This window comes from Glaciimonas sp. GNP009 (assembly GCF_054343755.1).
Window position 1 is genome coordinate 2,199,724 of sequence record NZ_JBTGUV010000004.1, and the last position, 15,486, is coordinate 2,215,209.

Consider the following 15,486-nt stretch of genomic DNA (forward strand, 5'->3'; position numbering starts at 1 on the left):
TGACGATTGGCGGAGCGAAATACCGCTTAAATCGATTCAAAAACGCCAGCAACGCGATTTTTCTGAACCTTATCCCAGCCAAATACTTTGCCGTTCATCGCCACGTAGACGCCATGCGGCAAAAATTGTGCGACGCCACAGGCAAATCCCAGATTAAACAGCGCATCCGAATTGGCAATCTCGTACGGAATCATGGCACCCGTGACCACGATTGCTTTGGCGAGATTGGCAGCACCCAACACCGCGGCGGTATCCTGCATCGTGTCGGTGCCGTGAATGATGACGATTGCCTCTTCCACCGCGTGCGTGCATGACGCCAGCACCCGGCGGCGGTCAATGTCTTGCATGTCGAGCGAATCCAGCAATGGCAACTCTTCCAGTTCTAGGTCTGCAGTGATGCGCGCGCGTGCAATCACTTGCGGTAAATGGCTGGCGGCAAAAGTCAACTTGCCAGCGATTTCGTCATAGTGCTTATCAAATGTGCCGCCGGTGGCGATGATGCGGAGTGCCATACGCGTTAACTTTCCTTTTTTGGTGGCTGGGTATGTTGGTCATTGGTATTAGTGCGCTGTATTTCACGACGACCGGCTTTACGTCCACCGCGCCGTGAGAACAGATAAATCAGGTAAAGCAATATTAAACCGCCGAGACCCATTCCCCACGGCAGCAACGCTATTATCGGTGACCTGGGACCGCCCTGGCGTTGTATTTTTACCTGATCTGCCGTTATCGTCGCACCGTCCGGATTGCCGTATTGCTTCAGAACATAATTGCTCAATAAGGCAATCTGCGGATCAGTCAGATGTTGGGCAAATCCCGGCATGAAAGCCTCGTCGCTCTTTCCGTTGCTCTTTCCGTTACGTGACACGCCGTTAAGGATCACCATGAGGAGATTGCTCGGGTCCCGCGCGCCCACCACGGTGTTGTGAAATAACGATGGATAGTAACCACCCACTACGCCGGAACCGCTGGCTGAGTGACAGCTCGCACAATTTCCACTAAACAACTCTGCGCCACCGGACGCGACAATACTATTCGATACTAGCGCGATACCGCGTAAATCTGCGTCATCTTGGGATGGCGCTCCCCACGCGTAGCGCGGCTTGAGATCGCCTTCATTATGGATCGCCGGAACGCTGCGCAAATAAGTCACTATCGCCTTCACATCGGCATCGGTGAGATATTGCAGGCTGTGTTCGATCGCCTCGGCCATGCCACCGCCAGCGGAAGCTTTGTCTGGCACCACGCCGGTTTGCAAATATTGCACCAGTTCGGCGTCCTTCCAGCCGCCCACACCGCTGACGGCATCCGGCGTAATGTTATAGGCTGTCCAGCCACCCAATTGGGCACCGCTAAAGGCGAGCTTGCTATTGACGCCCATCGTGATATTGCGCGGGGTATGACATTCCTGGCAGTGCGCCAGTCCTTCAACTAAATACACGCCACGGTTCCATTCCACACTTTTGGCGGGATCGGGCTGCCAACGTCCTGGTGTGAAATTAAACAAATTCCAGCCCGCCAGCAATTCGCGCTGATTGAGTGGAAACGGTAGCTTGTTTTCCGGTGTTTTTTGGTTAATGGCGGGCAAACTGAATAAATACGCCTTGATTGCTAAAACATCGTCGCGTGAAAGTTTGGTAAATGAGGTGTACGGGAAAGCGGGATAGAGGTGTTCGCCGTGCTTTCCGATACCGAGATGCAGCGCACGGATAAACTCTTCGTCAGTCCAGGTGCCGATACCGGTTTCTTTGTCAGGCGTAATATTCGGCCCGTAAATGGTGCCGAATGGCGTCGCTAACGGATAGCCACCGGCAAACGGCTTGGCTTTGTCGACGGTATGACAGGCGATACAGTCAGCAGCTAGCGCCAGATACTCTCCGCGCTTGATCTGATCGGCACTGCTGGCCGGATTGGTCGCCGTAGCCATCGCTGCCGCCGATGCGCGTGAAGTCCCGTCAGACACCACCACATCGGCCGCCACCTGCGGTACCGACGTGACGACAGCCGCAATCGTCACAGGCAAGACTGAGTAAGTTGCCACACCCATAGCGATGCTCATCGATAACGATGCGAACAACGATTTAACATAAGGAGCCGTTTTCATAGGACTGTCCTCAAGGTATCAGCGATGCGCAACGATAAGGCGGCAAGGGTCAGCGTGCAATTGACTGTTCCTGCAACCGGCATCACGGCGCTGCTGGCGATGAATAAATTTTCGTGATCGTGTGACCGGCAATGGGCGTCAACCACCGAATCGCGTGGATCGCCGCCCATAATCGTGGCACCCATAATATGGTTATTCGGGGCGAAATCATCCTCGAATTTGACCTCGGTTCCGCCAAACATGGCGGCGATACTGGCATAGGTTTCATGCGTCAGGACCGCGCTTTTTTTTACATAATCATCGATGGCGTAGGTAATCTCAGGTTGCGGAATCCCAAGCGCGTCGCGTTTTTCAGTGCTGGCGCGTATGCGGTTATCGGGATTAGGCAAAATATCGTGGAAACTGTTGAGATTGACAGTGCGGGCTGCCCGACGACGAATTTCTGCGTCCAGTTTTGAGCCGACCAATCCTTGCTGCAACGCAGCCTGCGCTGCGTGATTGGTCTGCGCCATGTTGTTTAAATGGAGTTTTTTACCTGCATATTCCGAACGAAAAGCGCCATCTCGCATATCGACTATGGACGTCATTTCAATCGGCCCACGTCCCGGCCACATGTCTTCGTTGGCAAGAAAAGTAACACCCGTACCGGGATGGTCCATCAAGTTGCGACCAACCTGATCAGAACTGTTGCCAATGCCATTCGGATGTTTATCATCGGTCGAAATCAGCATTAACTTTGGAATTTCAATACCATTTGCCGCCAGCACAAAATATTTTCCCGTCACTCGGTAGGTCGTGCCATCGGGATCTTTGTAATGCACCGCCGTGACATGGTCCTTGCTATCGACTTCGATACGGTACACCACGGCGTTCGGTAGCACTCTGGCACCAGCTTGCTCCGCTTTTTCGACGTGAATAATGCCGCTGTACATAGCGGCAATCGGGCAAATCGGCATGCAGTTATTGTTGCCGCAGCAGTTGGGACGTGTGTCATAGACGCGACTATTACGTGCCACCGGTTCAGACACCACTTTGTGACCGTTAGCATTGACGACGGCGCTAAAGCGCTGGTCATTCCACGACAACGGCAGATGATCCATTGGATACGGCTGCCTGCGCGGGGAGCCAAGATCGGTGCCATCGTTAGGGCCGGAAACGCCCAGTTCTACTTCAGCACGATAATAATAAGGCTCTAATTCGTCGTAGCTGATCGGCCAGTTTCGACCCACGCCGTAAAGATCTTTTATCTTGAAATCATTAGGCAAAAAACGCCATGCCGCCGCCGCCCAATGCCATGTCGTACCGCCGACCGCGCGGATGTATTGCGAGTTGTATTTATGCTCGCCTTTAAGGATCAGATAATTGTTTTCTGGCGAGTATTCTGGATGCGGCGCGTATTTGGTCGAAGGGTAAGGCGAGATGAAGTCATCTTTGCTGGCAGTATTGCGATAGTTTTCAACAATGCGCCAACGCTCCAGCCGTGGCCCGGCCTCTAACACCAGCACCGAGATGCCAGCCTTCGCCAATTGATGCGCGACCAGCGCGCCAGCCACGCCGGAACCGACTACGACGACGTCTGCAGATAAATTATCAGCCATCCTTATACCCTCGCTTTCATGGCCACTAGTTGCGCGGGCTTTTTCACCCAATAGCCGGGAGCAGCACGACAATAAGTCGGCACCACCACGGCATCGCGTACCGGATCAAACATGAGGGCTTGATCAAATGCAATCACTTTTGCCTGCACGCCGCTACCAACGACACCCAAATACCAGGCACTGACGATTTGATGCAAAACCTTGCTCAGGTCAGCGTTATCAGCAACCGCTCCAACCAACGCATCAACATCATTGATTTTTTTGATCTGCACAAATTGCCATAGATCAGCGGAATGCTTTTCGAACTCAACGAATTGCGCACTGAGCACCGCATAAAGGCGCGCGCTGACTGCCGAATTGGGTTTCAGTTTGGCGGTAAGCAATGCAGATAAGGCAAGAAAATCACTCTGCTGCTGAGTTTTCGGATTAGGTGCTGTGGTGACGCTAGTTGTTGTTTGCGCCGAGGCTTGCTGTAACCAGCGTGGCAGACTTATCACGGCAAAGCTCGCACCCGCCAGCAAAAACAGATCGCGTCGATTCAGGCGATAGGGCGATGTAGTAACGCTTAAATCATTATAAGGGGTTGCATGCGTGTCGCCAGGAAGGTTACGCTTGAGGAATTGATGGTCGCTTTGATGGCTACCTTGGTGGTAAGCGCGATTATTATCCGAATTATCAAAATGACTATTGGATGGACCGTCTGGTTGATTGTTGGCTGGCGTGCCGTGTTGGCTTGATCGTTGGTCGATTGAGTGATCTGGACGTGGCTTCATGTGGCGAGTCCTTTCTGCCTTGTGGATGATCCGATTATACTGACGGGAGCTTTTTAATTGCGGGACCTTTTGCTAACATTTTTAGATGACATTTCCCTTTGACTTTCATTAATGCAATTTAGTTCATGAAACCTATAGCCCCCGGCACAGTCATCTTTCATCGCTATCGTGGATATGGCGTTATCGTCACGGTCAATTTGCTGACCGGTTGGATTTCGGCGCGTTTCGGTAGCGAAATACGCACGCTTGATCTAAATTTGTCCTCGGACGAGATCCAACATGCAGATGGCGAACCGATACTGTTTCGACATGCCCCGCCGGATCGGATGCCGCATGCGCGCCTGATGGCGATGCTGCGTGAGTTACACAACGCCGGTTATCAGCGTTTGTATTTATACACTTGGCCGAAACCCTCCGGCATGCATTGGCGCTGGCATTTATTTTGTGGCCGCCATAACTGGCTGGAGCGACCACGACGCGAGGGATGGTATGGCTCGGGCGCTGATTACAACTTTAATCCGATTCTGGGATGGGGCGACAATCCCGGTGCCTCGGCCAGTGAACTTGCCAGTTCACTGGCGCAATTCGACCCGCAAGGCTTTGCACAAGCGTTGGGCGATGATGAAGAGCACACGCGTTGGTTCGCCACGATTTGTGATGCGTTATTGCCGGATTATGCGTTTAGTCTGGCTTGGGATGCGAACGGCGCAGGCGGGCACGCGGCAAAGGCTGCAAGCATGCCGGATAGCTTGCCGGTTATCCCGGTCCGTAGCGGAGTACCGGAATACAGCGGACCGGCATTGCCGTGGCCGCCAGGATGGGCAAGGTTGTGGCACGGCGCCAGACGCACCGAGATACAGAACAATATCATTACGCTTAAGCTTTACGATTAAGCGCGGCGGTCTATAGTTAGCGATTCGCTAACGCAGCAGGATTTAATACGTTCTCTGGCGTATCGTTAGCGAAGTCCACGACGTTCTGTAGCGCAGTACGGAAATATAATTCATACCCGTCTTTTTCTACGTATCCTAAATGCGGCGAGGCCAACACGTTGTCCATTTTTAGCAAAGGGCTATCGTGCTTCAAAGGCTCGGACTCATACACATCAAGCGCCGCAAAACCGGGGCGTCCTTGTTGCAGTGCTGGCAACAAAGCGTCAGTCGCCACCAATTCGGCACGGCTAGTATTAACAAAAATCGCGGTCGGCTTCATACCTGCTAAATTTTCTGCTGTGACGATTCCACGGGTTGCCTCGTTCAAGCGCAGATGGAGCGACAAAACATCCGCTTCGGCAAAGAACTGCTCCTTTGAACTGGCGACCAGATAGCCATCTTCCAGCGCGGCAGCACGGCTGGCATCGCGGCCCCAGATCATCACGCGCATACCGAATGCTTTTCCATAACCGGCCACCATACGACCAATTTTTCCGTATCCCCACACCCCTAACGTGCGTCCTTTCAAGGCAACACCGAGACCGTTGAATTGCGGTTCTGACGATGCCGTTTGCCACAAACCTTGTTGTAAATTATGCACGTATTGCGGTATCCGTCGTGCCGCCGCCATAATTAATGCCCAAGTCAATTCAGCTGGTGCAGTCGGGTCACCAGATCCCTCTGTAATGGCAATATTTAACGCTGTAGCGGCGTCTACATCGATGTGACCACTTACTTTTCCGGTTTGAGAGATGAGCTTCAAATGGGGTAATTTTTGTAGTAGCGCTTTAGAAAGTACCGTCCGCTCACGAATGAGAACCAAAACCTCAAAACTGGCGAGACGTATCGCTAACTGGCCGCTTCCACGCGCAGAGTTGGTAAATACCTTCACTTCATGATCTTGTAATAATGCAAAACATTCGAGATGTCTGACGGCATCTTGATAATCGTCAAGTATGGCTATTTTCATATTATTTCTCGCGAGGAAAGATTTGAGGGAGTCATAAATTCACGATCTCGTAATAAAGCAACGGCATACGCAAAACCGCAAATACCTTACTACATTAGTTGGTCATTTTTACTACAATTCGAGTGTACAATTAATATCTACTTGCCAGTAATTGCCGATCTGCACCATAGAAAAATAACATAAACACACCGATAAAGGGATGGTACAGCATCACAGTTTAATGCCCGGCAAGTTTGAAAAGAGTCCATTTTTACCGAATATAGAACACAGATAAAACACATGCTTTTGTTTTAAAAGATAAAAAACCAAAGTTAAGTAGCGTCGCCGCCAACCCGAGAATATTACCGGCCAGTGATCATGAAGCGGCGGCCTGCCATTGCACCCAAACATTTCTAAAATTTCTATATTGGAGGTAGTTTTATGAATCACCCTTACAGCGCTCACATATTACGCGCCCTGGCCGTTACGCCGCCAGCCTTTGTCAAACAGCAAAAACTGATTAACTGGGTAAACGAGATTGCAGCGCTGACCAAACCAGAAGCCATTCATTGGTGCGACGGCTCTCAAGAAGAGTACGATCAACTGTGCGCTGAAATGGTCGCTGCTGGCACCATGAAAAAGCTGAATCAGGCCAAGCGACCAAATAGTTATCTGGCGTGTTCCGATCCTTCGGATGTCGCCCGCGTGGAAGATCGCACCTTTATTTGTTCTGCACAAAAAGAAGATGCCGGTCCGACCAATAACTGGACCGATCCAGCTGAAATGCGGATCACCATGGCAGGCTTATTCGAGGGCTGCATGCAAGGTCGGACTATGTACGTGGTGCCGTTTTCGATGGGTCCGCTCGGCTCTGATATCGCCCATATCGGGGTTGAACTCTCCGACTCCCCGTATGTGGCGGTCAATATGCGCATCATGACGCGCATGGGCAAAGCGGTGTACGACGTGTTGGGCACCGATGGCGAATTTGTACCGTGCGTGCACTCAGTTGGCGCGCCGCTGCAAGCCGGTCAAAAGGACGTGGCGTGGCCTTGCAATCCGACAAAATACATCGTTCACTACCCTGAGACGCGTGAAATCTGGTCGTATGGATCAGGCTACGGCGGCAATGCTTTACTCGGCAAAAAATGCTTTGCGCTGCGTATCGCCTCGAACATGGGGCGTGATGCTGGCTGGCTGGCAGAACACATGCTCATTCTTGGCGTAGAGTCTCCTGCCGGCAAAAAACACTATGTGGCCGCTGCATTTCCATCGGCATGCGGTAAGACCAACTTTGCAATGCTGATTCCACCGGTCGGTTTTGAGGGCTGGAAAGTCACCACTATCGGTGATGATATCGCCTGGATCAAACCGGGTGCCGATGGTCGCTTATATGCCATCAATCCAGAAGCGGGTTATTTTGGCGTCGCTCCCGGCACTAACGAAAAAACCAACTTCAATTGCATGGCGTCAATGCGAGACAACACCATCTTCACCAACGTCGCTTTAACCGACGATGGCGACGTCTGGTGGGAAGGCATGACCAAAGAAGCACCGGCGCATCTGATCGACTGGCAGGGTAAGGATTGGACACCGGCAACCGCCAAAGAAACTGGCGCGAAAGCCGCTCATCCGAATGCCCGATTTACGGTCGCTGCGACACAAAATCCGGTCATTGATGCGGCTTGGGATGATCCTGCCGGCGTACCGATTTCTGCATTTATCTTCGGTGGACGCCGTTCGACTACCGTGCCACTCGTTACAGAGGCGCGTAACTGGGTCGAAGGCGTATACATGGCGGCTACCATGGGCTCGGAAACTACTGCTGCGGCAGTCGGTCAGCAAGGCGTGGTGCGCCGTGATCCGTTTGCGATGCTGCCGTTCATCGGCTACAACATGAGCGACTATTTCCAGCATTGGTTAAATATGGGGCGCAAGATTGCCGCTTCTCCAGCGGAGATGCCGAAGATTTTCTGCGTCAACTGGTTCCAAACCGATGACGACGGCAAATTCATCTGGCCTGGATTTGGCGACAACATGCGAGTCTTGAAATGGATGCTGGACCGCCTGGATAACAATGCTGGCGGCGTGGAACATCTATTCGGAACAACACCACAGTTTAGCGATTTGCAATGGGATGGTCTTGCGTTTAGCGAACAGCAATTCGATCGAATTACATCGATAGATAAAGCTGCATGGCAGGCCGAAACTGCGCTGCACACCGAGTTATTCGAGAAACTGAAGTATCACCTGCCAAAGGAACTGGCAGAGGTCAAAGCGGCACTAGAAAAACGTCTCGCGCAGTAACCGTTTGATGGCATCCACTGTGCCAAAGTAATCCCATAAGCGCAATCGAGGTCCGGTTGCGCTTTTTTGCTTTTTAAAGCGATCTATATATATTTTTTTAATATATTTTCACTAAATATTACTTAAACCACAATTCTCACATCACAACGCACACTTGCAAGACGGGCAAAAAAAACCCACCAGCGCACCGCGTGGTGGGTAGAATCCACCCGGGGAGGATGGAGGAGACATTAGGTGAGGCAAAAAAAGTGTTAGGGTTGTGTCAGATACCGTACAAAACGATGATGCAAAAACGATCAAAAAATTACGCTTCCAAAATTACTACAACAGCAACTTAGACTGTCAAATGGGGCGAGATATACGCCGCCAGTTTCTGCAACGGCGCGTGCAACACATACATGATCGGAAATGCGATTGGCCATAAAGTCAGCCAATTTTCGATCCAGGTACTGAAAAAATGTCCCTCAACACCAAACCACATCAACCGCATCAAAGCCGACATTAAGCCGGTCAATACACAGGATAAAACAAAAGAAGGCAACATTGACGCCAGACTGCGAGACTTTGGCCACGCATTAGCGTTAGGCTTGGGCGGGCGAATTGCTATTTGTCGCTTATCTATCGAGGCAAACTGTTGCTCTCGATCCGAATAGGTGTGCCGCCCCATATCGCCTCCAGAACTAGTTACTACTTGCTAACAAACGTAGTTCAGCGGCCAGACTTGGTTGGCTACCCGCCTCATCATTTGCCATGCGCCGCGCCAACTTGCGGCCGACCATCTTGTTTTCTGCTATGCGACTTTCCAACGATTTGCGTGGCTTGATTAGTAACAACGCCGCGCGAAAAAGGCCGCGTAATAACGGTTTAAATATCATGCCCAGCACTATCGCAACACACAATCCGATGATCGGCCACACCAACGTGCTGGCGGTTTCTCCGGCAAGGCGCATCAACGGAGAATCTAATAAAGCGGCGGAGGAAGTAAAGGCTAAAAATGACATGATATCTGGCTTGTTAATAATATTGATCTTGTGCATTGCAGTATATTATTTGCCGGACCACTGATCCAATCGTGATTTTGGATATCTGTTATGTCTCTTGCGTATACCTTCTTAAGCAAAATTTCGCTGAAAAGTAGAAATTCACCAATAGGTTTTCATCAGTCCGTTGATGATCAAACAATCATATTAGACTTTTGATAAGCATCATATTGCATCGCAATATATTTATAAAACTCTCGAAATTGTATTAGCCCCTTTTTCTCAACAGTTATACACTTAATGAATGCACTTATTTTGCATCTAAACTAACGATAGCCCGCTATTAACCGGATTATCATTACTGACACTCGATAACTGACCCTGGCCCGAACATGAGCTTTCTGACGCTTGATTTAAATTTACTGCGCGTATTCGACGCAATAATGACTGAGCAAAATCTCACTCGGGCCGCCAGTCGTCTGGCAATGACACAACCAGCAGTCTCCAACGCGCTCAAGCGCTTGCGCTATTCGCTCAATGACGAACTGCTGATACGCACCGCACACGGGGTCAAACCGACCCAATATGCAGAAGAACTATGGCCATCGGTACGACGTGCGCTGACTGATCTGGAAACGGCAATTACCCCCGAAACATTTGACGTCTCGCGCGCGCACACTACCTTTCAAATGGCAATGGCTGATGCAACAGCAGCACTATGGTTGCCGTCGCTGGTGCGCACCATTGAACAGGAAGCACCGCAACTGAATATCAGAATGGTCCCGCTAACCACACGTGATCCACGCCAAATGTTATTGCGTGGTGATGTTGATCTGGCAATTGGTTTTTTCCCCGGCGTGACAGCGCAGTTAGCCGGTAGTCAGACCACTTCTGCCTCACCGGTGCACCACGAACGCTTATATACGGGCGAATACGTGTGTGTCATGCGTAAGGATCATCCGCTGGCACAAGTTCCGCTCACGCTGGATGGGTACTGCGAGGCGCATCATCTACTGGTCAGTTTTTCTGGCCGGGCGCATGGGTTGATCGAAGAAATATTAACGGGCTTAAATCGCAAGCGCCGGATTTTGCTCACGGTAAATCAATTTTTCACGGCTGGCCGGGTAGTTGCCAGTTCAGATCTTGTTACCGTATTACCACGCCATTTAATTGGCGCCACCGGAATGACCGACGTGCTGGTGGCACGTGAGCTTCCCTTTGCCACGCCGGCCGTGGATGTCGACATGCTTTGGCATGAGCGCGACGTGCGCAATCCTGCGCACAAATGGTTACGCGCCCATCTGGCGGCAACAGCTCACGCGAAATTTACGCAGGAAATTGTCGAGAAAAAGTAATAGCGAGTAATTGCAAATAAACTGCAAATAAATTGCAACAATAGTGAGCAAATAAAAGCGATCTATTTGTTCGCGCAATAGTTGAGGCAAAAGAGCTTGAGGTCAATATGTCGGTGTTAGATCACGTTTCCATTGCGGTTCCCGACTTTGCTACTGCCAGACCTTTTTACGACGCGATCATGTGTGCCTTAGGCGTCGAGAAGGTCTACGATCTCGACGATGCCATGGGTTATGGAACACGTTGCCATGCGGGCGAAGATTCTCACACCTATCTCGCTATTTATTTATCGCCAGATGCCAACTTCAATAACAAACGCCACTGGTGCTTTAAGGCAAAGACCCGCGAGCAAGTTCGTGCCTTTTACCACGCAGGAATGGAACAGGGTGGTCGTGATGATGGCGCACCAGGTTTACGGGTTGATTACCATCCCGATTATTACGGCGCCTTTTTGATTGATCCTGCAGGCAATCGCGTTGAAGCGGTATGTCATCGCGCGGAGTAAGTTGACCAGTGAATATCGACGATAAAGCTGCCCTACGGATGGTAAAGATTCGGCAGTCGCTCGTTCCCATTTAATTACGCCGAACAGTACAGAGCGACCTCCAAATCATCCATCATCCGACCAAGCCAATCGTCATACAAATTACTCCGCAACCGTTATTGCCGCTGAAACGCAGCCAGTTGACGATATTGCTGTGAAAGTTGCTGTGGAATAGCGGCATAAATCGGCCATAATTGTTTATAAATCGCCACACTTTCGGGATGCGGTTGATGATGATGGGTCGATCCCACCATATCGGCAATCGCCTCAAGCGAGGATATGCGGCCTAACGCGTATAAACCCAATACAGCCGCGCCGAGGCACGACGACTCAACACTTTCCGGCACCACCACTTCCCGATCAAAAATATCTGCCATCATTTGGCGCCAAAGCGCAGAACGGGCGAAACCACCGGTCGCCATCATACGCCTGGTCGGTCCGATCAACTCTTCGATTCCCGGCAAAATGCTATACAAGCTGAAAATGACGCCTTCCAATGCAGCGCGAATCATCTGCGGCTTACCGTGGTGCAATGCCAATCCGAAGAATGAGCCGCGGGCATCGGCATTCCATAATGGCGCGCGCTCACCAGCCAGATAGGGATGAAATAGCAGACCATCAGCACCAGCCCTGACTTGTTGCGCGATGTCCATTAACGCTTCGTAAGGGTCGCGGTCGCAACGCAATGCCTCGGCCGCTTCTTGCGTCGCTAACTCGTCTCGCACCCACCGTAAAATACTGCCACCATTGTTAATCGGTCCACCAACTACCCAATGGTTTTCGGTCAATGCATAGCAAAAAGTACGGCCCGCCGGATCGGTCACAGGACGCTCAACCACTGTGCGCATCGCACCGGATGTGCCGATAGTGACCGCAACCTGTCCGGGCGCAATCGCATTGACGCCGAGGTTGGACAAAACGCCGTCATTCGCACCGATAATAAACGGCGTTGTGGTCATTAAGCCGAGTTGCTGTGCCAAGGTTGCTGGCAAATCGTCTAAACGATGTGTAGTCGGAACCAGTTGCGACAGTTGTGCTCTGTCAACCCCGATCAATGCCAGCGCAGCCTTGTCCCAATCCATCTCAAACAAATTAAACATACCGGTCGCAGAGGCGATGGAATGATCGACCAGCCATTGTCCGAACATGCGATGCATCACGTATTCTTTAATGCCGACAAAACGTGCACTACGCGAAAAAACATCCGGCTGATCATGCCGCAACCACATCAATTTGCATAACGGCGACATGGGATGAATCGGCGTTCCGGTCCGAGAATAAATCGCATGACCGTCCATTTCGTCACGAATTTTGTTGGCCCATGCGCCAGCCCGATTATCGGCCCACGTAATACTGTTGGTCAGCGGCTGATCATTTTTGTCGATCGCAATCACGCTATGCATGGCAGCGCTAAAAGAGACCAGAACAATTTCCGCAGGACGCACATGCGCGCTGATCCCGGCTTGTTTGACGGCCTGCGCGATACTGGTCAAGACGGCTGCGTAGATTTGTGCCGGATCTTGCTCGGCCATATCTGCTGCTGTTGATATTAAGGGATACTCCACCGCAAATTGGCTCACAACTTGACCATTTATCCTGAACAACACGGCTTTGGTACTGGTCGTGCCGATATCCACACCGAGCATAAATTCCTGAGTATTTTCCTCAACACTTCTTTGATTATTTTTAATATTGCGTTGCACCATAGGTGCTGTGTTCTGTGTTGATTGGAGTGACATCGTATTTCCTCGGAATTTGTTCTTTAATTCATAATGCACAAAAGCATCTACTTCAACCAATAGCGTCGGATGGTATAGCCGTTACTTTCACGTCAACTATCGCCATTGCTATCAACATTACTATCACTAAAGCCATCATCAAACAATTCTAACCTGTGTTGCGGTCAAAACGATAAGCTCTAAAATGTATATTAATGTACAGTTTGGTAGCGCTATCATTTAATGGCGTATCTTGGACGACTCGTTATTTTCTGTCAAATTGTGTCCGAAAATAGTTTGGTTATTTTCTCTGTTAATTTGCTTTCCAGAGAATCTTATAAAAAACAAAACCGATCTCGCTCAATGACCCCGATAAGCGTTTCTTGGTCAGGTATTAAAATTTATCTAATCCTGAAAATTACAACAACATCACAACACTCGAAAATAGACGATAAAGCCAGTGCTAAAGCGCGTAAGATCAACTTTTAAGTAAAAAACTTGTTAGCGCGGACCGGTCAATTCACAGAAATAGAACGCACTATATGACTAAAGCAGAAACCCTGATAATAGGTAAAAACGAAAAAAATAGTATCTTGAGTACAAAAAAACAAGCGACAAAACAAACCACAAAACAGGATACGGAAGCGGTGAGTGCAAAAATCAACCTCGCACGTCGCGGACGTTCCACCGGCAGAGTGACCATTACGGACGTGGCAAAGGCTGCGAATGTCAGCCCAATGACGGTGTCGCGATCAATCAAATCTCCTGCTTCTGTCCAGCAAAATTTACGTGATCGCATTACCACCGTAATCAAAAAACTAGGTTATGTGCCGAACCAGGCCGCAAGCACGTTGGCGTCATCGAAGTCGCACGTAATCGGTGTCATCGTACCGTCGTTGACCAATGCGGTTTTTATCGATACGCTCAGTGGAATTCGCGATTGCCTCGGACAAGCAGGTTATCAATTTTTAATTGGAGAGAGTCGCTACTCTGCCGATAAAGAAAGTGAACTGATCGCAACCTATATGGCGCATGCGCCAGACGGTTTTTTGCTCACAGGTATTGAGCAGCAAGAATCTGCGCGAGTGATGTTGGCATCCAATAATATTCCGGCAGTCCGAATGTACGATCTTAGCAAAAGCAGTCATGATCTGACCGTCGGCTTTTCGCAAAAAAAAGCGGGCTACAGTGTTGCCAGACATTTCATCGAGCGCGGCTATCAACGTCCCGCGTTTATGGCAGCCCAGCTAGATCCCAGGTCAATGAAACGGCGCGAAGGTTTTAGAAAAGGTTTGATGGAAGCTGGACTGAATCCGAATCTGGAAATTCTGTTGCCAGTACCTTCGACCATCGAACTTGGCGCGCAGTTACTCGCCAAAATTCTGGCGCAGACCCCGAATTGCGACGCGGTATTTTGTTGCAACGATGACTTGGCCCTTGGGGTGCTATTTGAATGTCAGCGCCGTGGCATTGCAGTGCCAGCGCAAATGGCCATCGTTGGTTTTAATGATCTGCCGTGGGCCGCCCAATCCATTCCGGCAATTACCACAATCGTCACGCCACGCTACGACATCGGTTACGTCGCCGCCGAACTCTTACTGAAAACGTTAAAAGGCAAACCGATAGAAAAAGCCCGAATAGATCTCGGCTTTGAACTGGCAATTAGAGGAAGCACCTGAAAAATCGCCAGCGTGGGTGCTTTGGGAAAGCCCCCCGCCAGGGCGTTTTAGCGTAAGTTCTGAGAGTATCAAGACTATCGAATTGGCAACTTTGTGGTATGTTTTACTTCTTCCATCACTGCGTAAGTATGGGTTTCACGCACACCTTTCAGCTGTAATAACGATTTCCCCAAAAACTCGCGATAAGCGTTCATGTCTTTTACCCGCGCCTTAACCAGATAATCAAAGCCGCCGGCGACCATATGGCACTCTAAAACCTCTGGGATTACCTGTACGCTTTTGCTAAAGGCATCAAACACCTCCGGGGTCGTACGATCCAAGACCACTTCAATAAACACGAGCAACGCGACATCCAGCAGTTGGGGATTGAGTTGAGCCGTGTAATGCATGATGTAACCAGCATCCTGCAATTTACGTACGCGCTCGAGACAAGCCGCTGGTGATAAATTGACGCGCCCTGACAAGTCTACATTGCTAATCCGGCCATCGTTTTGCAATTCGGATAGAATTTTTTTGCTTATTTTATCTAGCATTTTGCTTGTTTCCGGA

Annotated in this window: 14 protein-coding genes; 5 read left to right on the forward strand and 9 right to left on the reverse strand. The window is 50.3% G+C overall.

Annotation, left to right across the window (positions count from 1 at the left end; translation table 11 throughout):
- Nucleotides 1-26: 26 nt before the first annotated feature.
- From ACXX82_RS10620 to ACXX82_RS10635, 4 genes are read right to left on the reverse strand one after another with little or no spacing between them, the layout of a single operon-like run.
- Nucleotides 27-512, reverse strand: a complete 486-nt coding sequence (locus ACXX82_RS10620; protein ID WP_323507198.1) for an asparaginase domain-containing protein — start codon at nucleotides 510-512, stop codon at nucleotides 27-29.
- Between the two features lie 5 nt (nucleotides 513-517).
- Nucleotides 518-2,104: a c-type cytochrome gene (locus tag ACXX82_RS10625; protein WP_458562894.1), complete on the reverse strand. Its 1,587-nt coding sequence runs from the start codon at nucleotides 2,102-2,104 to the stop codon at nucleotides 518-520.
- Nucleotides 2,101-3,702 carry a GMC family oxidoreductase gene (locus ACXX82_RS10630; protein WP_323507196.1) on the reverse strand — a complete coding sequence of 534 codons (1,602 nt, stop codon included), beginning with the start codon at nucleotides 3,700-3,702 and terminating at the stop codon, nucleotides 2,101-2,103. Before ACXX82_RS10630 ends, ACXX82_RS10625 begins: the two co-directional genes overlap by 4 nt.
- 2 nt (nucleotides 3,703-3,704) lie before the next feature.
- On the reverse strand, nucleotides 3,705-4,475 hold the full coding sequence (locus tag ACXX82_RS10635) for a sorbitol dehydrogenase family protein (RefSeq protein WP_323507195.1): 771 nt from the start codon (nucleotides 4,473-4,475) through the stop codon (nucleotides 3,705-3,707).
- Between the two features lie 125 nt (nucleotides 4,476-4,600).
- On the opposite strand from ACXX82_RS10635, the gene ACXX82_RS10640 reads away from it, so the two are divergent.
- Nucleotides 4,601-5,368 (forward strand): L-asparaginase, encoded by a 768-nt coding sequence (locus tag ACXX82_RS10640; protein ID WP_322234479.1) that lies wholly within the window; start codon nucleotides 4,601-4,603, stop codon nucleotides 5,366-5,368.
- 16 nt (nucleotides 5,369-5,384) lie between these two features.
- Here the strand turns inward: ACXX82_RS10640 and ACXX82_RS10645 are convergent, their stop codons facing one another.
- Nucleotides 5,385-6,377, reverse strand: coding sequence for a D-2-hydroxyacid dehydrogenase family protein (locus ACXX82_RS10645; RefSeq protein ID WP_322234481.1), 993 nt, complete (start codon nucleotides 6,375-6,377; stop codon nucleotides 5,385-5,387).
- 420 nt (nucleotides 6,378-6,797) lie between these two features.
- Between ACXX82_RS10645 and ACXX82_RS10650 the strand changes: the two genes are divergently transcribed.
- Entirely contained in the window at nucleotides 6,798-8,663 is a 1,866-nt protein-coding gene (locus tag ACXX82_RS10650; RefSeq protein ID WP_322234483.1) for a phosphoenolpyruvate carboxykinase (GTP), read from the forward strand.
- A gap of 334 nt (nucleotides 8,664-8,997) precedes the next feature.
- Here the strand turns inward: ACXX82_RS10650 and ACXX82_RS10655 are convergent, their stop codons facing one another.
- Nucleotides 8,998-9,330, reverse strand: a complete 333-nt coding sequence (locus tag ACXX82_RS10655) for a DUF2798 domain-containing protein (RefSeq protein WP_458562895.1) — start codon at nucleotides 9,328-9,330, stop codon at nucleotides 8,998-9,000.
- A 13-nt stretch (nucleotides 9,331-9,343) separates the two neighbouring features.
- Nucleotides 9,344-9,664 (reverse strand): hypothetical protein, encoded by a 321-nt coding sequence (locus ACXX82_RS10660; protein ID WP_322234486.1) that lies wholly within the window; start codon nucleotides 9,662-9,664, stop codon nucleotides 9,344-9,346.
- 371 nt (nucleotides 9,665-10,035) lie between these two features.
- Here ACXX82_RS10660 and ACXX82_RS10665 point away from each other — a divergent pair, with 371 nt between their 5' ends.
- Nucleotides 10,036-10,998 (forward strand): LysR family transcriptional regulator, encoded by a 963-nt coding sequence (locus ACXX82_RS10665; RefSeq protein WP_322234488.1) that lies wholly within the window; start codon nucleotides 10,036-10,038, stop codon nucleotides 10,996-10,998.
- A 107-nt stretch (nucleotides 10,999-11,105) separates the two neighbouring features.
- On the forward strand, nucleotides 11,106-11,501 hold the full coding sequence (locus ACXX82_RS10670; RefSeq protein ID WP_323507192.1) for a VOC family protein: 396 nt from the start codon (nucleotides 11,106-11,108) through the stop codon (nucleotides 11,499-11,501).
- Between the two features lie 155 nt (nucleotides 11,502-11,656).
- Here ACXX82_RS10670 and gntK read toward each other — a convergent pair whose 3' ends face one another.
- Complete coding sequence (gene gntK / locus ACXX82_RS10675) at nucleotides 11,657-13,186, reverse strand: gluconokinase (protein ID WP_322240314.1); 1,530 nt, start codon at nucleotides 13,184-13,186, stop codon at nucleotides 11,657-11,659.
- A 719-nt stretch (nucleotides 13,187-13,905) separates the two neighbouring features.
- On the opposite strand from gntK, the gene gntR reads away from it, so the two are divergent.
- Nucleotides 13,906-14,937, forward strand: coding sequence for an HTH-type transcriptional regulator GntR (gntR, locus tag ACXX82_RS10680; RefSeq protein WP_322240316.1), 1,032 nt, complete (start codon nucleotides 13,906-13,908; stop codon nucleotides 14,935-14,937).
- Nucleotides 14,938-15,011: 74 nt separating this feature from the next.
- Here gntR and ACXX82_RS10685 read toward each other — a convergent pair whose 3' ends face one another.
- Nucleotides 15,012-15,470 (reverse strand): Lrp/AsnC ligand binding domain-containing protein, encoded by a 459-nt coding sequence (locus tag ACXX82_RS10685; protein WP_322234490.1) that lies wholly within the window; start codon nucleotides 15,468-15,470, stop codon nucleotides 15,012-15,014.
- Nucleotides 15,471-15,486 lie beyond the last annotated feature (16 nt).